The sequence below is a fragment of the Burkholderia gladioli genome, from assembly GCF_000959725.1.
GTDB classification, from domain to species: Bacteria; Pseudomonadota; Gammaproteobacteria; order Burkholderiales; family Burkholderiaceae; genus Burkholderia; species Burkholderia gladioli.
This window is the reverse complement of record NZ_CP009323.1, coordinates 1,794,364-1,820,873: the sequence shown is the minus strand read 5'-3', so window position 1 is coordinate 1,820,873 and position 26,510 is coordinate 1,794,364. Positions and strand designations below refer to the sequence as shown.

20 protein-coding genes, 6 tRNA genes and 3 rRNA genes are annotated in these 26,510 nt (G+C 61.5%); 9 read left to right on the top strand and 20 right to left on the bottom strand.

Going from position 1 to position 26,510, the window contains the following annotated elements:
* Position 1: 1 nt before the first annotated feature.
* The 18 genes from rpoB to BM43_RS25010 all read right to left on the bottom strand — a co-directional run bounded on the left by rpoB (position 2) and on the right by BM43_RS25010 (position 17,591).
* A complete protein-coding gene (rpoB, locus tag BM43_RS25095) occupies positions 2-4,111 on the bottom strand; it encodes a DNA-directed RNA polymerase subunit beta (RefSeq protein ID WP_013696355.1) in 4,110 nt (1,369 codons plus the stop codon).
* A 375-nt stretch (positions 4,112-4,486) separates the two neighbouring features.
* The gene (gene rplL, locus BM43_RS25090) at positions 4,487-4,861 is read right to left on the bottom strand and encodes a 50S ribosomal protein L7/L12 (RefSeq protein WP_013696354.1); all 375 of its coding nucleotides are present in this window, start codon (positions 4,859-4,861) and stop codon (positions 4,487-4,489) included.
* Positions 4,862-4,915: 54 nt separating this feature from the next.
* Complete coding sequence (gene rplJ / locus BM43_RS25085; RefSeq protein WP_013696353.1) at positions 4,916-5,413, bottom strand: 50S ribosomal protein L10; 498 nt, start codon at positions 5,411-5,413, stop codon at positions 4,916-4,918.
* A 297-nt stretch (positions 5,414-5,710) separates the two neighbouring features.
* A complete protein-coding gene (rplA, locus tag BM43_RS25080) occupies positions 5,711-6,409 on the bottom strand; it encodes a 50S ribosomal protein L1 (RefSeq protein ID WP_013696352.1) in 699 nt (232 codons plus the stop codon).
* The gene (gene rplK / locus BM43_RS25075; RefSeq protein WP_013696351.1) at positions 6,410-6,841 is read right to left on the bottom strand and encodes a 50S ribosomal protein L11; all 432 of its coding nucleotides are present in this window, start codon (positions 6,839-6,841) and stop codon (positions 6,410-6,412) included.
* 141 nt (positions 6,842-6,982) lie between these two features.
* The gene (nusG, locus tag BM43_RS25070; RefSeq protein ID WP_013696350.1) at positions 6,983-7,540 is read right to left on the bottom strand and encodes a transcription termination/antitermination protein NusG; all 558 of its coding nucleotides are present in this window, start codon (positions 7,538-7,540) and stop codon (positions 6,983-6,985) included.
* A gap of 1 nt (position 7,541) precedes the next feature.
* Positions 7,542-7,922: a preprotein translocase subunit SecE gene (secE, locus tag BM43_RS25065; RefSeq protein ID WP_012734344.1), complete on the bottom strand. Its 381-nt coding sequence runs from the start codon at positions 7,920-7,922 to the stop codon at positions 7,542-7,544.
* Positions 7,923-7,961: 39 nt separating this feature from the next.
* Positions 7,962-8,037, bottom strand: a tRNA-Trp gene (locus tag BM43_RS25060).
* Between the two features lie 57 nt (positions 8,038-8,094).
* Positions 8,095-9,285 (bottom strand): elongation factor Tu, encoded by a 1,191-nt coding sequence (tuf, locus tag BM43_RS25055; protein WP_013696349.1) that lies wholly within the window; start codon positions 9,283-9,285, stop codon positions 8,095-8,097.
* A gap of 62 nt (positions 9,286-9,347) precedes the next feature.
* Positions 9,348-9,422, bottom strand: a tRNA-Thr gene (locus BM43_RS25050).
* Between the two features lie 26 nt (positions 9,423-9,448).
* Positions 9,449-9,522 (bottom strand) — tRNA-Gly (locus tag BM43_RS25045).
* A 38-nt stretch (positions 9,523-9,560) separates the two neighbouring features.
* Positions 9,561-9,646: transfer RNA gene (locus BM43_RS25040), tRNA-Tyr, on the bottom strand.
* Positions 9,647-10,537: 891 nt separating this feature from the next.
* Positions 10,538-10,651 (bottom strand): 5S ribosomal RNA (rrf, locus tag BM43_RS25035).
* Between the two features lie 186 nt (positions 10,652-10,837).
* Positions 10,838-13,717 (bottom strand): 23S ribosomal RNA (locus BM43_RS25030).
* A 295-nt stretch (positions 13,718-14,012) separates the two neighbouring features.
* Positions 14,013-14,088, bottom strand: a tRNA-Ala gene (locus BM43_RS25025).
* Positions 14,089-14,124: 36 nt separating this feature from the next.
* A tRNA-Ile gene (locus tag BM43_RS25020) sits at positions 14,125-14,201 on the bottom strand.
* A gap of 64 nt (positions 14,202-14,265) precedes the next feature.
* Positions 14,266-15,798: ribosomal RNA gene (locus BM43_RS25015) — 16S ribosomal RNA — on the bottom strand.
* The 16S, 23S and 5S rRNA genes sit together here with 2 tRNA genes alongside, the layout of an rRNA operon.
* Before the next feature lie 515 nt (positions 15,799-16,313).
* A complete protein-coding gene (locus tag BM43_RS25010) occupies positions 16,314-17,591 on the bottom strand; it encodes an SGNH/GDSL hydrolase family protein (RefSeq protein WP_036048514.1) in 1,278 nt (425 codons plus the stop codon).
* A 189-nt stretch (positions 17,592-17,780) separates the two neighbouring features.
* On the opposite strand from BM43_RS25010, the gene paaA reads away from it, so the two are divergent.
* From paaA to BM43_RS24970, 8 genes are all read left to right on the top strand, one after another.
* Entirely contained in the window at positions 17,781-18,791 is a 1,011-nt protein-coding gene (gene paaA, locus BM43_RS25005; protein WP_036048516.1) for a 1,2-phenylacetyl-CoA epoxidase subunit PaaA, read from the top strand.
* Positions 18,792-18,820: 29 nt separating this feature from the next.
* Positions 18,821-19,105, top strand: a complete 285-nt coding sequence (gene paaB / locus BM43_RS25000) for a 1,2-phenylacetyl-CoA epoxidase subunit PaaB (protein ID WP_036048518.1) — start codon at positions 18,821-18,823, stop codon at positions 19,103-19,105.
* Between the two features lie 7 nt (positions 19,106-19,112).
* Entirely contained in the window at positions 19,113-19,919 is an 807-nt protein-coding gene (paaC, locus tag BM43_RS24995) for a 1,2-phenylacetyl-CoA epoxidase subunit PaaC (protein ID WP_036048519.1), read from the top strand.
* A 7-nt stretch (positions 19,920-19,926) separates the two neighbouring features.
* The gene (gene paaD / locus BM43_RS24990) at positions 19,927-20,505 is read left to right on the top strand and encodes a 1,2-phenylacetyl-CoA epoxidase subunit PaaD (protein ID WP_036048521.1); all 579 of its coding nucleotides are present in this window, start codon (positions 19,927-19,929) and stop codon (positions 20,503-20,505) included.
* A gap of 1 nt (position 20,506) precedes the next feature.
* A complete protein-coding gene (paaE, locus tag BM43_RS24985; RefSeq protein WP_036048522.1) occupies positions 20,507-21,595 on the top strand; it encodes a 1,2-phenylacetyl-CoA epoxidase subunit PaaE in 1,089 nt (362 codons plus the stop codon).
* Between the two features lie 128 nt (positions 21,596-21,723).
* Complete coding sequence (locus tag BM43_RS24980; protein WP_036048525.1) at positions 21,724-22,545, top strand: DUF1835 domain-containing protein; 822 nt, start codon at positions 21,724-21,726, stop codon at positions 22,543-22,545.
* A gap of 99 nt (positions 22,546-22,644) precedes the next feature.
* Positions 22,645-23,250: a TetR/AcrR family transcriptional regulator gene (locus tag BM43_RS24975; protein WP_025101188.1), complete on the top strand. Its 606-nt coding sequence runs from the start codon at positions 22,645-22,647 to the stop codon at positions 23,248-23,250.
* A gap of 291 nt (positions 23,251-23,541) precedes the next feature.
* Positions 23,542-24,189, top strand: coding sequence for a GNAT family N-acetyltransferase (locus BM43_RS24970; RefSeq protein WP_013696340.1), 648 nt, complete (start codon positions 23,542-23,544; stop codon positions 24,187-24,189).
* Between the two features lie 130 nt (positions 24,190-24,319).
* Here the strand turns inward: BM43_RS24970 and BM43_RS24965 are convergent, their stop codons facing one another.
* Complete coding sequence (locus BM43_RS24965; RefSeq protein ID WP_017919523.1) at positions 24,320-24,814, bottom strand: Lrp/AsnC family transcriptional regulator; 495 nt, start codon at positions 24,812-24,814, stop codon at positions 24,320-24,322.
* A 155-nt stretch (positions 24,815-24,969) separates the two neighbouring features.
* On the opposite strand from BM43_RS24965, the gene hppD reads away from it, so the two are divergent.
* The gene (gene hppD, locus BM43_RS24960) at positions 24,970-26,067 is read left to right on the top strand and encodes a 4-hydroxyphenylpyruvate dioxygenase (protein ID WP_017919522.1); all 1,098 of its coding nucleotides are present in this window, start codon (positions 24,970-24,972) and stop codon (positions 26,065-26,067) included.
* 118 nt (positions 26,068-26,185) lie between these two features.
* Here hppD and BM43_RS24955 read toward each other — a convergent pair whose 3' ends face one another.
* The gene (locus tag BM43_RS24955) at positions 26,186-26,383 is read right to left on the bottom strand and encodes a hypothetical protein (RefSeq protein ID WP_013696337.1); all 198 of its coding nucleotides are present in this window, start codon (positions 26,381-26,383) and stop codon (positions 26,186-26,188) included.
* Positions 26,384-26,510: the final 127 nt, after the last annotated feature.

Below are 26,510 nucleotides of genomic sequence, written 5' to 3'. Positions count from 1 at the left end.
ATTAGTTGCGATCGAGGTCGATGTCGATACCGAGCGAGCGGATTTCCTTCACCAGCACGTTGAAGGATTCCGGCATGCCCGCGTCGATCACGTGGTCGCCCTTGACGAGGTTCTCGTACACCTTCGTCCGGCCGTTCACGTCGTCCGACTTCACCGTCAGCATTTCCTGCAGCACATACGATGCGCCGTAGGCCTCGAGCGCCCACACTTCCATTTCCCCGAAACGCTGGCCACCGAACTGCGCCTTGCCGCCCAGCGGCTGCTGCGTGACGAGCGAGTACGGGCCGGTCGAACGCGCGTGCATCTTGTCGTCGACCAAGTGGTGCAGCTTCAGGTAGTGCATGTAGCCGACCGTCACGGTCCGCTCGAATGCCTCACCCGTGCGGCCGTCGTACAGGCGCACCTGGTTCTTCGACGGCGTCATGCCGAGCTGCTGCGCGATGTCGTCCGGGAACGCCAGGTCGAGCATCTTCGACATTTCCTCTTCGGTCGCGCCGTCGAACACCGGCGTGGCGAACGGAACGCCCTCGCGCAGGTTCTTCGCGAGTTCGAGGATCTCGTCGTCGCTGAAGCTCTCGAGGTCTTCCGCGCGGCCCGACTCGTTGTAGATCTTGGTCAGGAACACACGCAGTTCCTCGATCTTCGCCTGGCGCGCCAGCATTTCGCCGATCCGCCAGCCGAGGCCCTTCGCGGCCCAGCCGAGATGGACTTCGAGCACCTGGCCCACGTTCATCCGCGACGGCACGCCGAGCGGGTTCAGCACGACGTCGGCCGGACGGCCGTCGGCCATGTACGGCATGTCTTCCACCGGCACGATCTTCGAGACCACGCCCTTGTTACCGTGACGACCCGCCATCTTGTCGCCAGGCTGCAGGCGACGCTTGACCGCGAGGTAGACCTTGACCATCTTCAGCACGCCCGGCGGCAGTTCATCGCCTTGCGTGAGCTTCTTGCGCTTCTCTTCGAAGGCCAGGTCGAACTGGTGGCGCTTCTCCTCGATCGAGTTCTTGATCGCTTCGAGCTGGGCCGCCGCTTCCTCGTCCGCCAGGCGGATGTCGAACCAGTGGTAGTGGTCCAGATCCGACAGGTAGGCCTGGTCGATCTTGGTGCCCTTGGCCAGCTTCTTCGGGCCGCCGTTGGCGACCTTGCCGTCGAGCATGCGCGCCAGACGCTGGAAGGCATCGCCTTCCACGATACGCAGCTGGTCGTTCAGGTCGAGGCGGTAGCGCTTCAGTTCGTCGTCGATGATCTGTTGCGCGCGCTTGTCACGCACGATGCCTTCGCGCGTGAACACCTGCACGTCGATCACCGTGCCGCTCATGCCCGAGGGCACGCGCAGCGAGGTGTCCTTCACGTCCGAGGCCTTCTCGCCGAAGATCGCGCGCAGCAGCTTCTCTTCCGGCGTCAGCTGGGTCTCGCCCTTCGGCGTGACCTTGCCGACCATCACGTCGCCCGCTTCGACCTCGGCACCGATGTAGACAATGCCCGATTCGTCGAGACGGCCGAGCTGGATTTCCGCCAGGTTCGAGATGTCGCGCGTGATTTCTTCCGGTCCGAGCTTGGTGTCGCGAGCGACCACGTTCAGCTCTTCGATGTGGATCGACGTGTAGCGATCGTCCGCCACCACGTTCTCCGAGATCAGGATCGAATCCTCGAAGTTGTAGCCGTTCCACGGCATGAACGCGATCAGCATGTTCTGGCCGAGCGCGAGCTCGCCCAGGTCCGTCGAGGCGCCGTCGGCCAGCACGTCACCGCGCGCGACCTTGTCGCCCATCTTCACGATCGGACGCTGGTTGATGTTCGTGTTCTGGTTCGAACGCGTGTACTTGATGAGGTTGTAGATGTCGACACCGACCTCACCCGCCACCGCTTCGTCGTCGTTCACGCGAATCACGATACGGCCCGCATCGACATAGTCGACCACGCCGCCGCGATAGGCCTGGACCGTGGTGCCCGAGTCGACCGCGCAGGTGCGCTCGATGCCCGTGCCGACCACCGGCTTTTCCGGACGCAGGCAAGGCACGGCCTGGCGCTGCATGTTCGAGCCCATCAGTGCGCGGTTCGCGTCATCGTGCTCGAGGAACGGGATCAGCGATGCGGCCACCGAGACGATCTGCGACGGCGCCACGTCCATGTACTGGATGCGGTCCGGCGTGACCATCATGGTTTCGCCCGCTTCACGCGCCGACACCAGTTCGTCGGTCAGCTCGCCCGTGTTCTCGTCCACCGAGGCGTTCGCCTGGGCGATCACGTAGCGGCCTTCCTCGATCGCCGACAGGTAGTCGATCTGGTCGGTCACCTTGCTGTCCGTCACCTTGCGGTACGGCGTCTCGAGGAAGCCGTATTCGTTCAGGTGGGCGTACAGCGCCAGCGAGTTGATCAGGCCGATGTTCGGACCTTCCGGCGTTTCGATCGGGCACACGCGGCCATAGTGGGTCGGGTGCACGTCACGGACTTCGAAGCCGGCGCGCTCACGCGTCAGGCCGCCCGGGCCCAGTGCGGAAACACGGCGCTTGTGCGTGATTTCCGACAGCGGGTTGGTCTGGTCCATGAACTGCGAGAGCTGCGACGAACCGAAAAACTCGCGGATCGCCGAGGAAATCGGCTTCGAGTTGATCAGGTCGTGCGGCATCAGGTTTTCGCTTTCGGCCTGGCCGAGGCGTTCCTTCACCGCGCGCTCCACACGCACCAGGCCGGCACGGAACTGGTTCTCCGCCAGTTCGCCGACGCAACGCACGCGACGGTTGCCGAGGTGGTCGATATCGTCCACTTCGCCCTTGCCGTTGCGCAGCTCGACCAGGATCTTGATGGTCGCGAGGATGTCGTCGTCCAGCAGCGTCATCGGGCCGACGATCTCGTCACGGCCGACACGGCGGTTGAACTTCATGCGGCCGACCTTCGACAGGTCGTAGGCGTCTTCGCTGTAGAACAGACGGTTGAACAGCGCCTCGACGGCTTCTTCGGTCGGCGGCTCGCCCGGGCGCATCATGCGGTAGATGGCGATACGCGCGGCCGTCTTGTCCGCCGTCTCGTCGACGCGCAGCGTCGAGGAGATGTACGGACCCTGGTCCAGATCGTTCGTGTAGATCGTCTGGATTTCCTTGATCTTCGCGTCGCGCAGCTTGTCCAGCACGCTCTCGGTGATCTCGTCGTTCGCGTTCGCGATCACTTCGCCGGTGTCGCCGTCGACCACGTTCTTCGCCAGCACGCGGCCGAGCAGGTAGTCTTCCGGCACCGAGATGAACTTGGTCTTCGCGGCTTCCAGGTCACGGATGTGCTTCGCGTTGATCCGCTTGTCCTTCTGGACGATGACCTTGCCATCGCGATCGCTGATGTCGAAACGCGCCACTTCGCCACGCAGGCGCTCGGGCACGAACTCCATCTGCGCGCCTTCGTCCATCAACGTGAAGTTGTCGAACACGAAGAAGTTCGCGAGGATCTGTTCCGGCGTCAGGCCGATGGCCTTCAGCAGGATCGACACCGGCATCTTGCGGCGACGGTCGACGCGGAAGTACAGGATGTCCTTCGGGTCGAATTCGAAGTCGAGCCACGAGCCGCGGTAGGGAATGATCCGCGCCGAGAACAGCAGCTTGCCCGAGCTGTGGGTCTTGCCCTTGTCATGTTCGAAGAACACGCCCGGGGAACGGTGGAGCTGCGACACGATCACGCGCTCGGTACCGTTGATGACGAACGAGCCGGTCGGCGTCATGAGCGGAATTTCGCCCATGTACACTTCCTGCTCTTTCACTTCCTTGACCACCGGCTTGCTCGGCGATTCCTTGTCGAGCAGCACCAGGCGCACCTTGGCGCGCAGTGCCGAGCAATAGGTCAGGCCGCGCTGCTGGCATTCCTTGATGTTGAATGCCGGCGACGACAGGGCATAGCTCACGAACTCGAGACGAGCGAAGCCATTGTGCGAAACGATCGGGAAAACAGAGGTGAAGGCGGCTTGCAGGCCTTCGGACTTGCGTTGTGCTGCAGACACTTCAGCTTGCAGAAACGTGCTGAATGATTCAAGCTGAGTGGCTAGCAGGAAAGGAACTTGGTGAACGATGGAGCGCTTCGCGAAACTCTTGCGAATACGCTTCTTCTCGGTGAAGGAATATTGCATACGATCTCCGAATCACGGCGGGCGCTATCGAGGCGGGATACCTGGACGTGTCAAACCCGAGTGTTCACCGACTGAGACCCGATAGCCGTGCGGCGGCTCGAGCCGAGAAGCTTGGTGGTTGGCCGCTACCAACCGCTGGCTGACGGCAGCGGATGCCTGTGTTGCCCGCTACCCGACCAAACTTGCCTTCTGCAGTCGCTTCAGAAGACAAAGAGAATCGCCGGTTGCACGCATCGCGATGCGCCTTGGGCGGTTTTCTTTGGCTTCTGGGGCCATCCATTTCGACACACGAATTGAGTGTCAAAACAGCGTCCCCACAAAGCACAAAAAGGCCGGCGGTATAAAACCGCCAGCCTTCGCGCAGCTCGTCGAAACTTACTTGATTTCGACCTTTGCGCCAGCTTCTTCCAGCTTCTTCTTCGCTTCTTCAGCGGCAGCCTTGGGCACGGCTTCCTTGACGGGCTTCGGTGCGCCGTCGACCAGGTCCTTCGCTTCCTTCAGGCCCAGGCCCGTCAGTTCGCGAACGGCCTTGATGACGGAAACCTTGTTGGCGCCCGTTTCAGCCAGGATGACCGTGAATTCGGTCTGCTCTTCGGCTGCAGCAGCTGCGCCGCCGCCTGCCGGGCCAGCAACTGCCACTGCAGCTGCCGACACGCCGAACTTCTCTTCGAACGCCTTGACCAGTTCGTTCAGTTCCAGAACAGTCATGCCTTCGACTGCTGCCAGGATGTCTTCTTTTGCGATTGCCATGTGAAATACTCCTAAATTGAATGCGGGTACAGCCAGCGATCTGTGATGCCGACGTTATGCAGCTTCGGCCTGCTTCTTCTCGGCCAGCGCGGCCAGGGCGCGCGCGAAACCGGAAACAGGCGACTGCATGACGAACAGCAGCTTCGAGAGCAGTTCTTCGCGGCTCGGGATGCTTGCCAGCGCTTGCACGCCAGCCTTGTCCATCACCTTGCCATCGAACGAACCTGCCTTGATGATCAGCTTGTCATTGCTCTTCGCGAAGTCGTTCACGACCTTCGCGGCAGCAATCGCATCTTCAGAGATGCCGTAGATCAGCGGGCCGGTCATCTGCTCTGCCAGCGTAGCAAACGGCGTACCTTCAACTGCGCGACGTGCCAGGGTATTCTTCAGCACGCGCAGGTACACCTGCTTTTCACGCGCTTGCGCGCGCAGCTTGGTCAGATCGCCAACCGCAATTCCACGATACTCAGCCAGCACAACGGTCTGGGCCTTCGCGACTTGCGCGGAAACCTCAGCCACGACGGCTTGCTTGTCTTCTCTATTAAGCGGCACGGTTAGCCTCCAGAAACGATACGATCGGCATGGGCCTTTCGTACCTCGTTCAACAACGGCGTCCGAGTCGTCAGGAGTATTTCCGCCGCCGGCCCGGATCGCTCCGCGCCATCGGCTTCACCACTTCAAAACTTGTTCGGGTTCGCCATCTGCGTTGGCCTGCATTAAGGGAGTGCCTGCCTGCTGCCTCCCACCAACGGTCTTTGATAACCGGTCACCCTGCGCTCGCGCGCCGGGCAACCGCCCAAAGCCCTGGTTGGACGGCCCCACCGCGGCGGGACCATCCGAATACTGCGATTACTGTGCGGCCAGCGACGATTGGTCGACGCGAACGCCGATGCCCATCGTGCTCGACAGCGCGATCTTGCGCAGGTACACGCCCTTGCTGGTCGCCGGCTTGGCCTTCTGCAGCGCTTCGATCAGCGCCGACAGGTTGGAGCGCAGCGCGGTCGGCTCGAACGATGCACGGCCGATCGTGGCGTGGATGATACCGGCCTTGTCCACACGGAACTGGACCTGACCCGCCTTCGCATTCTTGACCGCGGTGGCGACGTCCGGCGTGACCGTGCCGACCTTCGGGTTCGGCATCAGGCCGCGCGGGCCGAGGATCTGGCCCAGCGTACCGACGATACGCATCGTGTCCGGCGAAGCGATCACGATGTCGAAATCCATTTGACCGGCCTTGATCTGCTCGGCCAGGTCTTCCATGCCGACGATTTCCGCGCCGGCTGCACGAGCCTGCTCGGCCTTGTCGCCTTGTGCGAACACGGCAACGCGAACCGACTTGCCGGTACCTGCCGGCAGCACGACCGAACCGCGAACCACTTGGTCCGACTTCTTTGCGTCGATGCCGAGCTGGACTGCAACGTCGATCGACTCGTTGAACTTCGCGCTCGCGCATTCCTTCACGAGTGCCAGTGCGTCTTCGATCGCGTACAGCTTCTGACGGTCGACCTTAGCGGCAAATGCCTGACGACGCTTCGAGATCTTGGCCATTTACACGCCCTCCACGGTGATGCCCATCGAGCGTGCGCTCCCCGCGATGGTACGAACTGCCGCGTCCAGATCCGCTGCCGTGAGGTCAGGCATCTTGGTCTTCGCGATTTCTTCAGCTTGTGCGCGCGTGATCGAGCCGACCTTATCGGTGTGGGGCTTGCTCGAGCCCTTGTCGATCTTCGCTGCCTTCTTGATCAGGACGGTCGCCGGCGGCGTCTTCATCACGAACGTGAAGCTCTTGTCCGCGAATGCCGTGATCACGACCGGAACCGGCAGGCCCGGCTCCATGGCTTGGGTCTGCGCGTTGAACGCCTTGCAGAACTCCATGATGTTCAGGCCGCGCTGGCCCAGTGCCGGACCGACCGGCGGCGACGGGTTGGCTTTACCTGCAGGGATCTGCAGCTTGATAAAGCCGACAATCTTCTTTGCCATGTGTACACCTCGTTGGAACGCCAGGCTGGCGTTCGGTGAGTGATAACGCGCGTTCGCCATCCGGCTACTGACGCTCCTCAACGGTCAATGATGCGGACCGTAATCGCGACGACGGGCAGCGCGAAGGCTGCCCATCCAAACTCAGACTTTCTCGACCTGGCCGAACTCGAGCTCGACCGGTGTAGCCCGTCCAAAAATGGTGACGGACACGCGTACTCGCGATTTTTCGTAGTTGACTTCTTCGACCGTGCCGTTGAAATCGGTGAACGGGCCTTCCTTGACCCGGACCATCTCGCCCACTTCGAACAGGGTTTTCGGACGCGGCTTCTCCACGCCTTCCTGCATCTGCGACATGATCTTTTCGACTTCCCGCGGGGAAATCGGGCTCGGCCGATTGCGTGCGCCGCCGACGAAGCCAGTCACCTTGGCCGTGTTCTTCACGAGGTGCCAGGTCTCATCCGTCATTTCCATCTCGACCAGCACGTAGCCGGGGAAGAAACGACGTTCGGTCACTGCCTTATGACCACCCCGGACTTCGACGACCTCTTCGGTCGGCACCAGGATCTGGCCAAACTTGTCTTGCATGCCAGCACGTTCAATGCGCTCCTGAAGCGCACGCTGCACGCTCTTCTCCATACCGGAGTAGGCGTGCACGACGTACCAACGCTTTCCGCTCGGGATCGCCGGAGTATCGCTCATATCATTTCCAACCCAGAATCGCCGAGAAAATCACCCATTCGATCGACTTATCGCTAAGCCAAAGGAAGAGCGCCATGACCAACACAAACCCGAACACCACCAGCGTGGTTTGCGTGGCTTCCTTGCGCGTCGGCCATACGACCTTGCGCACCTCCCGGTAGGAATCCTTCGCGAAGGCGATGAAGCTCTTGCCCGGAAGCGACATCAGGGCGACGGCGACACCAGCGATGACCCCAACTGCCAATGCAGCGCCGCGGATGTACCACTCCTTGCCACCAAGCAAGAAGAAGCCCGCAAATCCGGCCAAGACCAGCAATACGCCCAGGCCCAGCATCAGCTTATCGCCGGAGGTATTTACAGTTTCGACGGATGGATTCGCCATAACACCTTAAAACAAATGCCACGTCTGAACGTGGCGATTTGGCAGGGGCAGAGGGAATCGAACCCCCAACCTTCGGTTTTGGAGACCGACGCTCTGCCAGTTGAGCTATACCCCTGTACCAATGGGACCGGACAGCTCCGGCCCCAAAACTGTCGATCAGCGACTAACTGGCTTAGTCGAGGATCTTGGCGACGACACCGGCGCCGACGGTACGGCCACCCTCGCGGATCGCGAAGCGCAGACCTTCTTCCATCGCGATCGGAGCGATCAGCTTCACCGTGATCGACACGTTGTCACCCGGCATGACCATTTCCTTGTCCTTCGGCAGCTCGATCGAGCCCGTCACGTCCGTCGTACGGAAGTAGAACTGCGGACGGTAGTTGTTGAAGAACGGCGTGTGGCGGCCGCCTTCGTCCTTGCTCAGCACGTACACTTCAGCCGTGAAATGCGTGTGCGGCTTGATCGAACCCGGCTTGGCCAGAACCTGGCCACGCTCCACGTCTTCACGCTTCGTACCGCGCAGCAGGATACCCACGTTGTCGCCAGCCTGACCTTGGTCCAGCAGCTTGCGGAACATTTCCACGCCCGTGCAGGTCGTCTTCTGCGTGTCCTTGATGCCGACGATTTCGATTTCCTCGCCGACCTTCACGATGCCACGCTCGACACGACCCGTCACCACCGTGCCGCGACCCGAGATCGAGAACACGTCTTCCACCGGCATCAGGAACGTACCGTCGACCGCGCGCTCCGGCGTCGGGATGTACGTGTCCAGCGCGTCGGCCAGGCTCATGATCGCCGTCTCGCCCAGCTCGCCCTTGTCGCCTTCCAGCGCCAGCTTCGCCGAACCCTTGATGATCGGCGTGTCGTCGCCCGGGAAGTCGTACTTCGACAGGAGTTCGCGAACTTCCATCTCGACCAGCTCGAGCAGTTCAGCGTCGTCCACCATGTCGCACTTGTTCAGGAACACGATGATGTACGGAACGCCAACCTGACGCGCCAGCAGGATGTGCTCACGCGTTTGCGGCATCGGGCCGTCGGCGGCCGAGCACACCAGGATCGCGCCGTCCATCTGCGCGGCACCCGTGATCATGTTCTTCACATAGTCGGCGTGGCCCGGGCAATCGACGTGTGCGTAGTGGCGGTTCGCCGTTTCGTACTCGATGTGCGCAGTGTTGATCGTGATACCACGTGCCTTTTCTTCCGGCGCCGCATCGATTTCGTCGTACTTCTTCGCTTCGCCGCCGAACTTCGACGACAGAACCGTTGCGATGGCTGCCGTCAGCGTCGTCTTGCCGTGGTCAACGTGACCGATCGTACCGACGTTGACGTGCGGCTTGGTCCGCTCAAATTTTTCCTTGGCCATTTTCAACTCCCTTAAGGAATTTCACATGTTGCGCCGCGCGCAAACAGACACTGACAACTTGATGGTGCCCATGGGCAGGATCGAACTGCCGACCTCTCCCTTACCAAGGGAGTGCTCTACCACTGAGCCACATGGGCGAAACAAGTACTTACTACATGGAACGTGGAGCGGGTGAAGGGAATCGAACCCTCGTCGTAAGCTTGGAAGGCTTCTGCTCTACCATTGAGCTACACCCGCGCGGGCCACTTTACGATCCCTTACCGCTCTGCATGTCTTGGTGGAGGAGGTTGGATTCGAACCAACGTAGGCGTAAGCCAACAGATTTACAGTCTGCCCCCTTTAGCCACTCGGGCACCCCTCCGTAGAGAACTGACGATTATGGTGGTACGCAGACCTCGTGTCAAGCACCCTCGGAGATTTTTTATCGCCCCGCTGATACCGCCGTGCCGGCATGCCATGTCGATCGCCTCCCTCGGTGCGCCGTCCGTCAATGCCCTGTAAAAGCATCGTATCGCGCCGAATTCGATGACCGCAGCGGAAACTGCTCCCGCCCAGACCGTCGCTCCGATTTCCGTGAAAGCTCCCCAGAAAAACGGAAGACGCAAATCATAAGGGGTCGCGACGATTAAGCCAAGGGCTAAAGCACGTTTTCTGAAAATTTTTTGATGTTTCGTGCTTTGGGGCGTGGTCGACCGAACGCTGCGGGCCCCCGAGAAGCAGCCGGTTGTGCCTGGTGCAAAGGCGAGCGCGGCCATCCGGCCGTGCTTGCGATGTCCCGTGCAGTTCCTCGACGCCCTCCAGCGCCAAGACGCTACTTCGCTTCGGGCAGTCGGCATTGAGCCATGCGGCAGATGAAGGCTCGCGGATCAGCTCGTCGGAACGTCTCATCCAACTCCCGTTCGCCGTGACGGTTGCTCTGCCTTCAACTTGCCCGCCACGCCGCCGAAACACTCGAGCGCTCTCCCACGTCATCCTCGGGCCTGCGACAGCTGCAGACGCGGCATACGCGTCCTCTACAAGCCAAGGCATGACGAACACCATCGATTCGACGGGAGATGGCGACTTGAGCTTGTTTGCATTGCGCCGCAACCGCCATGGGGCCACTAGAGCGGGATCAGCAGTCGATCGATCCACCGGCTTGAATTTCACCAGGTTGCCGGCTCAGTTGAGGTGCGCTGATTGGATTAATTTTCTTGCGCTGAGAAGACAAAACCCCCGCTGCCTTTGGGCAACGGGGGTTGTCATGAGGGAAGCCTGACGATTACCTACTTTCACACGGGCAATCCGCACTATCATCGGCGTGGAGTCGTTTCACGGTCCTGTTCGGGATGGGAAGGGGTGGTACCGACTCGCTATGGTCATCAGGCTAAAGGGGTTGTCGCGTCGCTATGAGCGCCACGACCAATCTCGAAGAAGTAGTAACGGGGTTGTGTGTATCAGCACACGAGACTCCATCTGTATGACCTGTCGCGCTCCAAGATCCTGAGCTTGGGCTCAGGACGGGATAATCGCGGTGCCTTGGCACCTGCGAACATCGGCGCAGACTGGTTATAGGATCAAGCCTTACGGGCAATTAGTATCAGTTAGCTGAACGCATTACTGCGCTTACACACCTGACCTATCAACGTCCTGGTCTCGAACGACCCTTCAAGGAGGTCAAGCCTCCAGGGATATCTCATCTTAAGGCGAGTTTCCCGCTTAGATGCTTTCAGCGGTTATCTCTTCCGAACATAGCTACCCGGCGATGCCACTGGCGTGACAACCGGTACACCAGAGGTTCGTCCACTCCGGTCCTCTCGTACTAGGAGCAGCCCCCTTCAAATATCCAACGCCCACGGCAGATAGGGACCAAACTGTCTCACGACGTTTTAAACCCAGCTCACGTACCTCTTTAAATGGCGAACAGCCATACCCTTGGGACCGGCTACAGCCCCAGGATGAGATGAGCCGACATCGAGGTGCCAAACACCGCCGTCGATATGAACTCTTGGGCGGTATCAGCCTGTTATCCCCAGAGTACCTTTTATCCGTTGAGCGATGGCCCTTCCATACAGAACCACCGGATCACTATGACCTGCTTTCGCACCTGCTCGACTTGTCGGTCTCGCAGTTAAGCACGCTTATGCCATTGCACTATCAGCACGATTTCCGACCGTACCTAGCGTACCTTCGTACTCCTCCGTTACACTTTGGGAGGAGACCGCCCCAGTCAAACTGCCTACCATGCACTGTCCCCGACCCGGATCACGGGCCAAGGTTAGAACCTCAAACAAACCAGGGTGGTATTTCAAGGACGGCTCCACCGAAACTAGCGTTCCGGTTTCATAGCCTCCCACCTATCCTACACAGATCGGTTCAAAGTCCAATGCAAAGCTACAGTAAAGGTTCATGGGGTCTTTCCGTCTAGCCGCGGGGAGATTGCATCATCACAAACACTTCAACTTCGCTGAGTCTCGGGAGGAGACAGTGTGGCCATCGTTACGCCATTCGTGCAGGTCGGAACTTACCCGACAAGGAATTTCGCTACCTTAGGACCGTTATAGTTACGGCCGCCGTTTACCGGGACTTCAATCAAGAGCTTGCACCCCATCATTTAATCTTCCGGCACCGGGCAGGCGTCACACCCTATACGTCCACTTTCGTGTTTGCAGAGTGCTGTGTTTTTATTAAACAGTCGCAGCCACCAGTTTATTGCAACCCCTTCACCCTTCTGGCGCAGGCCAGTCAAGCTACAGGGGCGTACCTTATCCCGAAGTTACGGTACCAATTTGCCGAGTTCCTTCTCCCGAGTTCTCTCAAGCGCCTTAGAATACTCATCTCGCCCACCTGTGTCGGTTTGCGGTACGGTCACTGTTAAACTGAAGCTTAGAGGCTTTTCTTGGAACCACTTCCAATTGCTTCGCTTCCTAAGAAGCTCGCGCCACGCCCTTGAATTCTGCACCCGGATTTGCCTAAGTGCCTTCTCCAACGCAGCGACCGGGACTTCCAACACCCGGACAACCTTCCGCGATCCGTCCCCCCATCGCATTTAACAATGGTGCAGGAATATTGACCTGCTTCCCATCAGCTACGCATTTCTGCCTCGCCTTAGGGGCCGACTCACCCTACGCCGATGAACGTTGCGTAGGAAACCTTGGGCTTACGGCGAGGGGGCCTTTCACCCCCTTTATCGCTACTCATGTCAGCATTCGCACTTCCGATACCTCCAGCACACTTTACAATGCACCTTCGCAGGCTTACGGAACGCTCTCCTACCATGCATATAAATATGCATCCGCAGCTTCGGTATATAGCTTAGCCCCGTTACATCTTCCGCGCAGGACGACTCGATCAGTGAGCTATTACGCTTTCTTTAAAGGGTGGCTGCTTCTAAGCCAACCTCCTGACTGTTTTAGCCTTCCCACTTCGTTTCCCACTTAGCTATATTTGGGGACCTTAGCTGGCGGTCTGGGTTGTTTCCCTCTTGACACCGGACGTTAGCACCCGATGTCTGTCTCCCGTGATTGCACTCTTCGGTATTCGGAGTTTGCTATGGCGGGGTAATCCGCAATGGACCCCCCAACCATGACAGTGCTCTACCCCCGAAGGTGAGACACGAGGCACTACCTAAATAGTTTTCGGAGAGAACCAGCTATTTCCAAGTTTGTTTAGCCTTTCACCCCTATCCACAGCTCATCCCCTAACTTTTCAACGTTAGTGGGTTCGGACCTCCAGTACGTGTTACCGCACCTTCATCCTGGCCATGGATAGATCACTTGGTTTCGGGTCTACGCCCAGCAACTGAACGCCCTATTCGGACTCGCTTTCGCTACGCCTGCCCTATTCGGTTAAGCTTGCTACTGAACGTAAGTCGCTGACCCATTATACAAAAGGTACGCCGTCACCCCTTACGAGGCTCCGACTGTTTGTATGCATGCGGTTTCAGGATCTATTTCACTCCCCTCCCGGGGTTCTTTTCGCCTTTCCCTCACGGTACTGGTTCACTATCGGTCGATCACGAGTATTTAGCCTTGGAGGATGGTCCCCCCATCTTCAGACAGGATTTCACGTGTCCCGCCCTACTTGTCGTACACCTAGTTCTTTCATACTGTTTTCGTCTACAGGGCTATCACCTGCTATGGCCGCACTTTCCAGAGCGTTCGACTAACAATACAAATAAAGAGTACAGGCTCTTCCCATTTCGCTCGCCACTACTTTGGGAATCTCGGTTGATTTCTTTTCCTGCGGTTACTTAGATGTTTCAGTTCACCGCGTTCGCTTCACATAGCCTATGTATTCAGCTATGGATACTCCAAAAGGAGTGGGTTTCCCCATTCGGACATCTACGGATCAAAGCTCGTTTGCCAGCTCCCCGTAGCTTTTCGCAGGCTACCGCGTCCTTCATCGCCTGTGATCGCCAAGGCATCCACCACATGCACTTGTTCGCTTGACCCTATAACGAGTCTGTCTCGCTTTCGCTTGACAGGCCGCTACAGGTTGAGTTCTCGCATTTGTGCCGTATTCCAATTGAGCCGAACATGAAGTTCGAATCATCTTGAGATACATCGATACAATCACAACCCGGATAGTTTCCACGCCCATCTCAATAGACGCTTCCGCTATCCAAATTACTACTTCTTCTAGATTGTTAAAGAACGACAGCCGATATCTTTCAATATCCTCTGACTGGCTCAATCGCCAATGACAAAGACTCGAGTCAACTGACCCGAACGTTTGTCATTGAAGATTGGTGGAGGCAGACGGGATCGAACCGACGACCCCCTGCTTGCAAAGCAGGTGCTCTCCCAGCTGAGCTATGCCCCCATACAGAGACGTCTCAGGTTTCTACCGCCAGACAATTGGTGGGTCTGGTTGGATTCGAACCAACGACCCCCGCCTTATCAAGACGGTGCTCTAACCGACTGAGCTACAGACCCCTGAGTCTGTCTTGATTTACAGCCGATAAGCGTGAACGCTCAACTTTCGCGGTATTAGCTCGAGAAAGGAGGTGATCCAGCCGCACCTTCCGATACGGCTACCTTGTTACGACTTCACCCCAGTCATGAATCCTACCGTGGTGACCGTCCTCCTTGCGGTTAGACTAGCCACTTCTGGTAAAACCCACTCCCATGGTGTGACGGGCGGTGTGTACAAGACCCGGGAACGTATTCACCGCGGCATGCTGATCCGCGATTACTAGCGATTCCAGCTTCATGCACTCGAGTTGCAGAGTGCAATCCGGACTACGATCGGTTTTCTGGGATTAGCTCCCCCTCGCGGGTTGGCGACCCTCTGTTCCGACCATTGTATGACGTGTGAAGCCCTACCCATAAGGGCCATGAGGACTTGACGTCATCCCCACCTTCCTCCGGTTTGTCACCGGCAGTCTCCCTAGAGTGCTCTTGCGTAGCAACTAAGGACAAGGGTTGCGCTCGTTGCGGGACTTAACCCAACATCTCACGACACGAGCTGACGACAGCCATGCAGCACCTGTGTATCGGTTCTCTTTCGAGCACTCCCAGATCTCTCTAGGATTCCGACCATGTCAAGGGTAGGTAAGGTTTTTCGCGTTGCATCGAATTAATCCACATCATCCACCGCTTGTGCGGGTCCCCGTCAATTCCTTTGAGTTTTAATCTTGCGACCGTACTCCCCAGGCGGTCAACTTCACGCGTTAGCTACGTTACTAAGGAAATGAATCCCCAACAACTAGTTGACATCGTTTAGGGCGTGGACTACCAGGGTATCTAATCCTGTTTGCTCCCCACGCTTTCGTGCATGAGCGTCAGTATTGGCCCAGGGGGCTGCCTTCGCCATCGGTATTCCTCCACATCTCTACGCATTTCACTGCTACACGTGGAATTCTACCCCCCTCTGCCATACTCTAGCTTGCCAGTCACCAATGCAGTTCCCAGGTTGAGCCCGGGGATTTCACATCGGTCTTAACAAACCGCCTGCGCACGCTTTACGCCCAGTAATTCCGATTAACGCTCGCACCCTACGTATTACCGCGGCTGCTGGCACGTAGTTAGCCGGTGCTTATTCTTCCGGTACCGTCATCCCCGAAGGATATTAGCCCTCAGGATTTCTTTCCGGACAAAAGTGCTTTACAACCCGAAGGCCTTCTTCACACACGCGGCATTGCTGGATCAGGCTTTCGCCCATTGTCCAAAATTCCCCACTGCTGCCTCCCGTAGGAGTCTGGGCCGTGTCTCAGTCCCAGTGTGGCTGGTCGTCCTCTCAGACCAGCTACTGATCGTCGCCTTGGTGGGCCTTTACCCCACCAACTAGCTAATCAGCCATCGGCCAACCCTATAGCGCGAGGCCCGAAGGTCCCCCGCTTTCATCCGTGGATCGTATGCGGTATTAATCCGGCTTTCGCCGGGCTATCCCCCACTACAGGACATGTTCCGATGTATTACTCACCCGTTCGCCACTCGCCACCAGGTGCAAGCACCCGTGCTGCCGTTCGACTTGCATGTGTAAGGCATGCCGCCAGCGTTCAATCTGAGCCAGGATCAAACTCTTCAGTTCAATACCTGTTACTGTTTTCGGTTCATAATGAACCGGTCGCTCACTCAAAGCTGACAGGTTAATGAATTGCTTCACAAACCTGACTTACTTTTGTGTGAGACTCTTGATACTTTTGCTGACCTGATCCGGAGATCAGGACCGCTGCCATCAAGCGTCCACACTTATCGGCTGTAGATTTTTAAAGAGCGTATCTGCGAAGCAACTTGGTTTCTTCAGCAGCGCTGCGTTTTCAGCAGCAGAGAAGCGAGATTATGATCAACATTTCGCAGCGCGTCAACTACTTTTTTCAGCGCCGCGATCAACTCACTGCGTCGATCACTTCTCAGTCAAACGAGCCAGCTGCCGATCCAACCTAGCGCTCAGCCCATCCAACCTTGCTTCTTCTTTCGTGCCGCGTTTCCGTTAGCGCGAAAGAGGCGTGATTCTAAGCAGGCTTTAGCAGGCACGCAAGTCTTTTTTAAGAACTTTGTTAAAAAAATTCGGGCGCCATGACGGCGCCCGTTTTTCATCGCGACTCAACGCTGCTTCGCGGCCTCCAGCAGCTTGTCGATCGGCACCGCGTCCGCCATGGCCGCATAACCTGCGTCGCTCGGATGGATGTTGTCCCCACTGTCGTAACGACGTTGCATGATCTGCGGTCGCGACGGGTCGCGCAGCGCGGCATCGAAATCGACCACGCCATCGAACGCCCCCGAGGTGCGGATCCAGTGATTCACCTCGACACGAATCGCCTCACGCTCCGCAGGCAAGGACGCCGGCGTCAGCGTCGCACCAAACAAGGCAATTCCTTTCGCGTGGGCGCTCGCGATCAGGCGGCGATATCCCTGGATCAACGCCCGCGCATCGACCTTCGTATGCGGCGCATCGCAGTCGAGGCCGGCGCGTGGCGGCATCGCCTGGAAATTGATGTCGTTGATCCCGACCAGCAGCACGGCCGCCTTCACCCCCGAGCGGGCAAGGACGTCGCGCTCGAACCTGCGCTCGAGTGCGACGCCATAACAGGCCGAGTCGCTCAGCAAGCGATTCCCGCTGATCCCGAGATTGACAACGCCCCATTGGCGCGCGCCGGCCGCGTCGAGCCGGCGATCGAGGCCGTCCGGCCAGCGCCGGTTGCGATTCAGACTCGAACGCATGCCATCGGTGATCGAGTCGCCAACCGCCGCAATCGCACCCACCGCGTTAGGCCCGGCTTCGACCGCCAGTTCGCTGACCCAGGCTGACTGGGTGATCCGAACCTTATAGGCGTCCCCGCTCGTATCCGCGGCATGGTCGCCCGGTGTCGAGACATAGTTGATCTGGTTCGAGACGCGATGCCAGGCCGTCAGCTTCTGCTCGCCATGGACGAACAGGCTGATCGCGTACGGCTCGCCGGCCTCCACCGGCAGCGAGACCGGATCGCTGTCGCGCTCCTCTCCCGGCGCCAGCACGACATCGCGCCGCCCACCGAAGCTCAGCTGCGCGGCGATGTCGCCCCGCACCGCGGCCGTCCCCGCGGAACGCGCGATCCGCGCGGATCCGATCGACAACGGCGCTCGCCCATAGGCGTTGCTGATCCGCACCCTGACCTTGTCGCCGGCCGCACTCGGATAGACGATCTCGCGCAGCGTCCGACCCGCAACCTCAGGCGTTCTATATAGAGGAGGCGGCGAAGCCATTTCAGGAATCGGCTGCAGCGCGGTGGCCCAGGCCGCCACCCAGCGCGATGCCTCCCCATCCGCGGCGCTTGCCGCGCCAGCCCACCACAACGCAAGACCGCCGACAACGGCCGGCAACAAACGACGACGGAAACTCATGATTCGATCCGGCTCACCGGGAAGTACGGGAAAGTGGACGATTGTGCCCGATATCGCCCCGGTTTTTGCATCGCCACCGATCCAGGCCCAGTGGAGCGCAAGCCATCCGGTATCTCTAAAAATTAATTAACCGACCGGACGGTTGGTTTATACTGCGCTCTACCTTCTCCCCCGAACGGGACGATCGCCATGTATACGCAATCCCTCGACCTCCCCGGCCAGCCGGCCCCCGCCGACGCTGCGGGCACGAACGCCACCGCCTCCCCCGAGCAGGCGGGCTTCGACGCCGTGATCGGCGCCGACGGCAAGATCGAGCCGCAGGACTGGATGCCGGAGGCCTATCGGAAGACGCTGGTACGCCAGATTTCCCAGCACGCGCATTCCGAGATCGTCGGTATGCTGCCCGAGGGCAACTGGATCACGCGCGCGCCCAGCCTCAAACGCAAGGCGATCCTGCTCGCCAAGGTGCAGGACGAAGCCGGGCACGGCCTATATCTCTATAGCGCGGCCGAAACGCTCGGCGTCTCGCGCGACACCTTGGTCGACGCGCTGCACGCCGGCAAGGCCAAGTATTCGAGCATCTTCAACTACCCCACGCCGAGCTGGGCGGACGTCGGCGTGATCGGCTGGCTGGTCGACGGCGCCGCGATCATGAACCAGATCCCGCTTTGCCGCTGCACCTACGGCCCCTACGCGCGCGCCATGATCCGCATCTGCAAGGAAGAATCCTTCCACCAGCGCCAGGGTTTCGACGCGCTGCTGGCGATGATGGCCGGCACGCCGGCGCAGCGCGAGATGGTCCAGCAGGCGGTGAACCGCTGGTGGTGGCCGGTGCTGATGATGTTCGGCCCGAGCGATGCCGATTCGGTCCACAGCAACCAGTCGGCCAAATGGGGCATCAAGCGGATCTCGAACGACGATCTGCGCCAGAAATTCGTCGACGCGGCGGTCGAGCAGGCCCGCGTGCTTGGCGTGAGCTTCCCCGATCCCGATCTGGCGTGGAACGAATCGCGCGGCCATTACGACTATGGCGCGGTCGACTGGGACGAGTTCTGGCGTGTCGTCAACGGCGACGGCCCCTGCAACCGCGAGCGCCTCGCCACCCGCGTGAAAGCCCACGACGACGGCGCCTGGGTCCGCGAAGCCGCCCTCGCTCATGCCGAGAAACGCGCGCGCCGTGCCGAACGGCAGGCCGCCTGAAACCGCCCCTCATCCAGCAGGAGACAGACATGAAACAGGAATGGCCGATCTGGGAAGTATTCGTGCGCAGCAAGCAGGGGCTCGATCACAAGCACTGCGGCAGCCTGCACGCCACCGACGCCTCGATGGCGCTGCGCATGGCGCGCGACGTCTACACGCGGCGCCAGGAAGGCGTGAGCATCTGGGTAGTGCCGTCGGCGGCGATCACGGCATCCGATCCGAACGAGAAGGCGGAGCTGTTCGAACCGGCCGGCGACAAGATCTACCGCCACCCGACGTTCTACACGCTGCCCGACGAAGTCAACCACATGTAAGCCCGCGATGACGACGAACCCGGCCTCCCACCTTGCCTACGTGCTACGCCTCGCCGACAGCGCGCTGATCCTCGGTCAGCGCAATGCCGAGTGGTGCGGGCACGGCCCGATCCTCGAAGAGGACATCGCGCTGACCAACATGAGCCTCGACCTGATCGGCCAGGCGCGGCTGCTCTATGCCCACGCGGCTGAACTCGAACGCGCGCTGACCGGCGCCGCGAAGACCGAGGACGACTACGCCTATTTCCGCGGCGAGCACGAATTCACCAACCTGACGCTGGTCGAGCTGCCGCATCACGGCCCCTTGAGCGGCACGGCCCAGGCCGACCGCGACTATGCCGTGACGATCGTGCGCAACTTCCTCTACGCGACGCTGATGCTGCACCTCTGGACCGCGCTCGAGACCTCGAACGACGCCCAGCTAGCCGCGATCGCCGCGAAATCGATCAAGGAGACGCGCTACCACGAGCATCACGCGCGCGAATGGCTGATCCGGCTCGGCGACGGCACCGAAGCCTCGCATCGCCGCGCGCAGGCGGCGCTCGACTATTTGATGCCCTATACCCGCGAATGCTTTGCCGTCGACGCGGTCGAGCGCGAGGTCGCGACCGCCGGCATCGCGCCCGCTGCGGACACACTCGAAGCCGCCTGGCGCGCCGACGTCGACGCGGCACTCGCCGAAGCCACGCTGGACGCACCGCCGCCGGTGGCGCACGTCAGCACCGGCAAGCTCGGCGAGCATTCCGAGCACATGGGCTTCCTGCTCGCGCAGATGCAGAGCCTGGCGCGCCAGCATCCGGGCGCGAGCTGGTGAGCTGAGCATGCACGCCGCCACGCCAACGAAAGCCGCCATGCCCGCGCCAGCCACCCCCGCCCCGGCCCCCGATCTCGACGCGATCCGCGCCGCGCTCGACACCGTGCCCGATCCCGAGATTCCAGTGGTCTCGATCCGCGAACTCGGCATCCTGCGTGAACTGCGCGAAGCCGACGACGGCCTGCTCGAGATCGTGATCACGCCGACCTACTCGGGCTGCCCGGCGATGTCGCAGATCGCCGAGGACATCGAGGCCGCGCTCGCGCGGATCGGCGCGCCCGCCCACCGGATCGTCACCGTGCTGTCGCCGGCCTGGACCACCGACTGGATCAGCGAGGCGGCCCGCGACAAGCTGCGCGCCTATGGCATCGCGCCGCCGGTCGGCAACTGCGGCAGCCCCGCCCCGAACCCCGGCGGCACCTCGAAGGTGATCCGCTTCGCGCCGAAACCCTCGGCAGCGCCGGCCTGCCCGCGCTGCGGCTCGGTCCATACCGAGCGCCTCGCCCAGTTCGCGTCGACGGCCTGCAAGGCGCTCTATCGCTGCCTCGACTGCCGCGAACCCTTCGACTACTTCAAGCCCTACTGACATGGCGACTCCGCAATTCCATCCGCTGCGCATCCGCGAGGTGCGGCCCGAGACGGCCGACGCGGTGACGGTCTCGTTCGAGGTTCCGCCCGGGCTGCGCGAGCAATATCGCTTCACGCAAGGGCAGTTCGTCACGCTGAAGGCCCACATCGACGGTGAGGAAACGCGCCGCTCCTATTCGATCTGCGTCGGCACCACCGACTACGAACGCGACGGCGAGCTGCGTATCGGCATCAAGCGCGTGCGCGGCGGCCGCTTCTCGAACTTCGCCTTCGACACGCTGAAGGCCGGCCACAGCATCGAGGTGATGACGCCCGACGGCCGTTTCTTCACGCACCTGAACGCCGAAGCCGGCAAGCACTACCTGGCCTTCTCCGGCGGTTCGGGTATCACGCCGGTGCTGGCCATCATTCGCACCACGCTCGAACTGGAGCCGCGCAGCCGCTTCACGCTGATCTACGGCAATCGCAGCGTCGATTCGATCATGTTCGCCGAAGGCCTGGAAGACCTGAAGAACCGCTTCATGCAGCGTTTCGCGCTCTACCACGTGCTGTCCGACGAGCAGCAGGACGTCGAGCTGTTCAACGGCGTGCTCGACCAGGCCAAGTGCGCGGCCTTCCTCGACACGCTGGTGCCGCCCGATTCGATCGACGAGGCCTTCATCTGCGGCCCGGCGCCGATGATGGACGCGGCCGAGGCGGCGCTGGCCGCGGCCGGCGTGGCGCCGGAGCGGGTCCACGTCGAGCGCTTCGGCACGCCGCTGCCGCAGGCCGGCGCGCCGGCGGTGGAAATCACCGAAACCACGCCGGCCGCCGCGCTCGAGATCGTGATCGACGGCAAGACGCGCAAGCTGCGCCTGCCCTACGAGGGCCCCAGCCTGCTCGATATCGGCCTGCGCGCGGGCCTGGCGCTGCCCTATGCCTGCAAGGGCGGCGTGTGCTGCACCTGCCGCGCGAAGGTGCTCGAGGGGGAGGTGCGGATGGACAAGAACTACACGCTCGAAGCGCACGAGGTGAGCGACGGCTTCGTGCTGACCTGCCAGTGCCACCCGATCAGCGACAAGGTGGTGGTCAGCTACGACGAACGTTGAGCGCGGTCATCGCCGCGCGCGGCGCGGTATCTCGTGACACGGCATCTCGCTTACACTAAGGGCCGCCTGACGGGCCGGGGCACACCAGCCCGGCCGCCAGGCGGCCCTTCTTCGTTGATCTTCGGCAGATGAGCATTCTTCACGTCACCATCGGCGGCTCCGCCGCCGCCTCGCTACGCAACGCGCTGGCTTCGGCCGGCCGCACCGATTCCGTGGTCGAACTCCTCGACGATCTCGCCGTCGGCCCCTTGCGCGGCATCGACGACGCATCCGCGACACGCGCCGCCTTCTGGGAAAAGCTGCTGCCCGGCGAGTTGTTCGACTGGCCCGCCCAGTTGGCCGGCGAACTCGATAAGCTGGCCGAGCTCGCGGCCGGCGCCGGCCAGGTGGTGATCTGGCACGCGCAAAGCGCCGCCGACCAGTTGATGCTGCGGCGCGTGGCGTACCACCTGCGCAACGCGCCGCAACGGCTCAACGAGGTGCGGCTCTCGGTGGCCGATCTCGATGCCGACACGCGAGAGCGGATCGGCGAGCGCCCGGTCTCGACGGGCCTGTTCTCCCCCGAGCATCTGGCCGCGAAATTGCCCGAAGCCGCGCCGATCTCGGTGCTGCGCATCAGCCGGCTCGCGCTCGAATGGCAGGAGGCCAAGCAAGCCAACGCCGAGTTGCGCTACTGGATCGACAACACCTTCAAGAGCGGCCATTACGCCGATATCGACGCGCTGGTGCTCGAACATGCCGGTGACAACTGGCAGCCGGCCGCGCGCGTGGTGGGCGCGGTGATGGCCTACGCCGACCGCGGCCACCTGGTGGTCAGCGACAGCGTGGCGTTCTGGCGCTGCCGCGAACTGGTCGCGGCGGGCCGCCTCGAGTTGCAGGGCGAGAATCCGCATGTCGACCGCCTGCGCGAGATCTCGCTGCGCGCGGTGCCTGCCGACGCGCTGCACTGAGGCACCGGCGGGCCGGCGCCCGCCCTTGCGTACAATTCCCCTGGCGCACTATCGCGCCAACGGGCGGCGCCCCGCCGCCCGACCTTTTCGATCCACGCCATGGCCCGCACCCGAGCGCCCGACCACGAATCCCAACGCGAGCAGATTCTCGACCTCGCGGCCGAGAAGTTCGCGCAGACCAGCTACCCCAGCACCTCGATGACCGACCTCGCCGCCGCCAGCGGCACCTCGAAGGCGCGTCTCTACCATTACTACGAGGGCAAGGAAGCGATCCTGTTCGACCTGCTCGATCGCTACACCACGCGGCTGATGCTGATCATCGCCGAGGTCGAGGGGGCCAGCCAGCGCCGCGGGCTCAGCGAGCGCGACGCCTTCGCCGAGCTGATCCGCGCCTTCCTGGTCGAATACGAAACCTCGCACAGCCGCCACGTGGCGCTGCTCAACGACGTCAAATACCTCGAGAACACGCAGCGGCAGGTGATCCTCGATCGCCAACGCGATATCGTCGCCGCCTTCACGCGCCAGATCGAGCGCGCCTACCCGGGCCGCGTCTCGAAACAGAACCAGACCTCGGTCACCATGATGGTGTTCGGCATGATCAACTGGACCTTCACCTGGCTGAAACCGGGCGGCCGCCTCGGCTACCGCGATTTCGCCGAGCAGGTGATCGAGCTGATCGAGCGAGGGCTCGGCGGCGAGGCCTGAGCGAATCCCGGGCCGCCGCAGGGGGCCGGAAGGCGAGAAAACAAGGGACAAATACTGCGGAGCAGCAAACGTGCCGCGAGCGTTGCGCCCGAGGCACATGTGGCACATAGCCACATATATCATCCGATGAAACGATTATCGCCAAGAAATCAAAAACTTCCGGCGATCGTTGCACATCTTTAGAAGATCTCCTCCACACGAATTCGGGTTTTCCCTGATCCGACGTGTACCGTTCGGTTAGAATGCTGCTGCATTGCACAACCCGGCTGTACGGTCTCTGAGGAACCCACGATGAACACGCTCCCTCTCCGCCCCGCCGACCCGATCGGCAAGGTCGGGCAGGCGCCGGTTCTCGTCCGGGAACTGGCTTCCACCGACCGTGAGCAGATGCTCACGCATTTCATGGCGCTCGACGATGAAGATCGCCTGCTGCGCTTCGGCCAGATCGTGCCGAACCACGTAATCGAGAATTACGTGCGCACCATCGATTTCGGCCGCGACACCGTGTTCGGCGTGTTCGACGCCGCGCTCGAGCTGGTCGGCGTCGGCCACCTGGCCTACCTGCCCGACGAGGGCGACAAGCGCACCGCCGAATTCGGCGTCTCGGTGCTCGAATCGGCGCGCGGCCAGGGGGTCGGCACGCGGCTGTTCGAGCGCGCGGCGATCCGCAGCCGCAACACCCATGTCTCGACGCTCTACATGCACTGCCTGTCGCGCAACGCGACCATGATGCATATCGCGAAGAAGTCGGGCATGCGGATCGAATACGCCTGCGGCGAGGCCGATGCCTACCTGTCGCTGCCGCCCGCCGACCACTCGACGATCATCGCCGAGATGCTGCAGGAGCAGGCTGCCGTGTTCGACTACGCGATGAAGCGCCAGGCGCGCCGCGCCACGCAGATGTTCGAATCGATGCTGCCGGCGGGGCTGGCCGCCTGAGGCCCGAATCGTCCGGGCCGCCCCGGCCCGGCAGTCTTGCCGCACCAAAATCCAGAATCCAGAACGAGCGGCCCGCAAGCGGGTCGCCCGTTTCGTTGACCGCCGTCATGCTCCGCCCTCGCCGAGGGAATCAGCGGATCGGCAGCGCCGTGGTTTCCTTGAAGCTCTCCAGCGCGAAGCTGGTCTTCACGTCGATCACCGAGGGATGGTGCAGCAACTGCTCCTGCACGAAGCGCGAGAAATGCGCCATGTCCTCGACCTGCACGCGCAGCAGGTAATCCATGTCGCCCGTCATCGCGTGGCAGGCCACCACCTCGGGCCAGGCCTGCACGGCCGCGCGAAAGCGCTCCGAATGGGTGGCGCCGCCCTCGCCGGCGGCCACGCCGCCGCGCTTCTCGAGCCGCACGCTGACATAGGCCAGCAGGTCGAGCCCGAGCCGCTTCGGGTCGAGCAAGGCCACGTAGTTGGTGATCACGCCCATTTCCTCGAGACGCCGGATCCGGCGCAGGCAGGGGCTGGGCGACAGGTTCACGCGCTCGGCGATCTCCTGGTTCGACAGCCGGCCGTTCTCCTGCAGGATCGCCAGAATCCGCCGGTCGATGGCGTCCAATTCGACACGCGCCATTTTCCTCCCCTAGTTCGATTGTTATTGGTTGAAAGTTGCGCAATCGTAGCGGGGCACGATTAATTTCGCAAGTAATTGCCCGCATCGCCCGCCTACACTGTTTCGCATGCGGCGGCTCGCCGCCCCCACGATCGATCCGGACATCAGGAGACAGCATGCAAGTTCCCACCTGGGACAATCCCGTCGGCACCGACGGCTTCGAATTCATCGAATACACCGCGCCGGACCCGAAGGCGCTCGGCCAGCTGTTCGAGCGCATGGGCTTCCGCGCGGTCGCGCGCCACCGCCACAAGGACGTCACGCTGTACCGCCAGGGCGAGATCAATTTCATCATCAACGCCGAGCCCGACTCCTTCGCGCAGCGCTTCGCGCGCCTGCACGGCCCCTCGATCTGCGCGATCGCGTTCCGCGTGCAGGATGCCGCGCAGGCCTATCGCCGCGCGCTCGAACTCGGCGCCTGGGGTTTCGACAACAAGACCGGCCCGATGGAACTGAACATTCCCGCCATCAAGGGCGTCGGCGACTCGCTGATCTATTTCGTCGACCGCTGGCGCGGCAAGAACGGCGCGCAGGCCGGCAGCATCGGCGACATCGGCATCTACGACGTCGATTTCGAGCCGATCCCGGGCGCCGACCCGGCCCCCGTCGGCCACGGCCTGACCTATATCGACCACCTCACCCACAACGTCCACCGCGGCCGGATGGCCGAATGGGCCGAGTTCTACGAGCGCCTGTTCAACTTCCGCGAGGTGCGCTACTTCGATATCGAGGGCAAGGTGACGGGCGTGAAGTCGAAGGCGATGACCTCGCCCTGCGGCAAGATCCGCATCCCGATCAACGAGGAAGGCTCGGACACGCCCGGCCAGATCCAGGAATATCTCGACGCCTATCACGGCGAGGGGATCCAGCACATCGCGCTGGGCAGCGACGACATCTACCGCACCGTCGACGGGCTGCGCGGCAGCGAGGTCAGCCTGCTCGACACCATCGACACCTACTACGAGCTGGTCGACCGGCGCGTGCCCAACCACGGCGAGCCGCTGGCCGAGCTGCGCAAGCGCAAGATCCTGATCGACGGCGCGCACGACGACCTGCTGCTGCAGATCTTCACCGAGAACCAGATCGGGCCGATCTTCTTCGAGATCATCCAGCGCAAGGGCAACCAGGGTTTCGGCGAGGGCAACTTCAAGGCCTTGTTCGAATCGATCGAGCTGGACCAGATCCGGCGCGGCGTGGTGCAGGACAAGGTCTGACGGCCTGATGCCAAGGCGCCGCCGGGCGCGCGACAGGCAATGAAAAAGGGCGGAAATCGCAAGATTTCCACCCTTCTCGTTATGAGGAAAAACGGCGCCGCGCGGCGCCGGCTCGATCTCAGGCTTTCGGCGCTCCGCTCACCTGCGTGGTCACCGTCACGCCGGCCGGCGCGATCGCGTCGCCCGCGGGCGTGATCTGCAGCATCGGCGCGCTCGCCGCGGCCAGGGCGCTCGCGCCTTGCGAGCGCAGCGGGCCGGTCATCGCGAAGAACGCGGTCGACACCATCAAGAAATTCTGGATATGACGCGTATTCATGGAACCTCCGTTGTATCAGCCGGCTGGCTCTCTCCATTCCAGGGCCATCGTTGGGGCCCGACCATTGCCGGCAGCGCAATAGACTAAACGGAAACCCCCGGCGCGGCCCGGGGCTTTACATGCTTTT

Excerpts from the sequence above, each read along its gene's own strand:
- rpoB (WP_013696355.1), bottom strand. The coding sequence starts at position 4,111 with ATGCAATATTCCTTCACCGAGAAGAAGCGTATTCGCAAGAGTTTCGCG.
- rplL (WP_013696354.1), bottom strand. The coding sequence starts at position 4,861 with ATGGCAATCGCAAAAGAAGACATCCTGGCAGCAGTCGAAGGCATGACT.
- rplA (WP_013696352.1), bottom strand. The coding sequence starts at position 6,409 with ATGGCCAAGATCTCGAAGCGTCGTCAGGCATTTGCCGCTAAGGTCGAC.
- rplK (WP_013696351.1), bottom strand. The coding sequence starts at position 6,841 with ATGGCAAAGAAGATTGTCGGCTTTATCAAGCTGCAGATCCCTGCAGGT.
- nusG (WP_013696350.1), bottom strand. The coding sequence starts at position 7,540 with ATGAGCGATACTCCGGCGATCCCGAGCGGAAAGCGTTGGTACGTCGTG.
- secE (WP_012734344.1), bottom strand. The coding sequence starts at position 7,922 with ATGGCGAATCCATCCGTCGAAACTGTAAATACCTCCGGCGATAAGCTG.
- tuf (WP_013696349.1), bottom strand. The coding sequence starts at position 9,285 with ATGGCCAAGGAAAAATTTGAGCGGACCAAGCCGCACGTCAACGTCGGT.
- BM43_RS25010 (WP_036048514.1), bottom strand. The coding sequence starts at position 17,591 with ATGAGTTTCCGTCGTCGTTTGTTGCCGGCCGTTGTCGGCGGTCTTGCG.
- paaA (WP_036048516.1), top strand. The coding sequence starts at position 17,781 with ATGTATACGCAATCCCTCGACCTCCCCGGCCAGCCGGCCCCCGCCGAC.
- paaB (WP_036048518.1), top strand. The coding sequence starts at position 18,821 with ATGAAACAGGAATGGCCGATCTGGGAAGTATTCGTGCGCAGCAAGCAG.
- paaC (WP_036048519.1), top strand. The coding sequence starts at position 19,113 with ATGACGACGAACCCGGCCTCCCACCTTGCCTACGTGCTACGCCTCGCC.
- paaD (WP_036048521.1), top strand. The coding sequence starts at position 19,927 with ATGCACGCCGCCACGCCAACGAAAGCCGCCATGCCCGCGCCAGCCACC.
- paaE (WP_036048522.1), top strand. The coding sequence starts at position 20,507 with ATGGCGACTCCGCAATTCCATCCGCTGCGCATCCGCGAGGTGCGGCCC.
- BM43_RS24980 (WP_036048525.1), top strand. The coding sequence starts at position 21,724 with ATGAGCATTCTTCACGTCACCATCGGCGGCTCCGCCGCCGCCTCGCTA.
- BM43_RS24975 (WP_025101188.1), top strand. The coding sequence starts at position 22,645 with ATGGCCCGCACCCGAGCGCCCGACCACGAATCCCAACGCGAGCAGATT.
- BM43_RS24970 (WP_013696340.1), top strand. The coding sequence starts at position 23,542 with ATGAACACGCTCCCTCTCCGCCCCGCCGACCCGATCGGCAAGGTCGGG.
- BM43_RS24965 (WP_017919523.1), bottom strand. The coding sequence starts at position 24,814 with ATGGCGCGTGTCGAATTGGACGCCATCGACCGGCGGATTCTGGCGATC.
- hppD (WP_017919522.1), top strand. The coding sequence starts at position 24,970 with ATGCAAGTTCCCACCTGGGACAATCCCGTCGGCACCGACGGCTTCGAA.
- BM43_RS24955 (WP_013696337.1), bottom strand. The coding sequence starts at position 26,383 with ATGAATACGCGTCATATCCAGAATTTCTTGATGGTGTCGACCGCGTTC.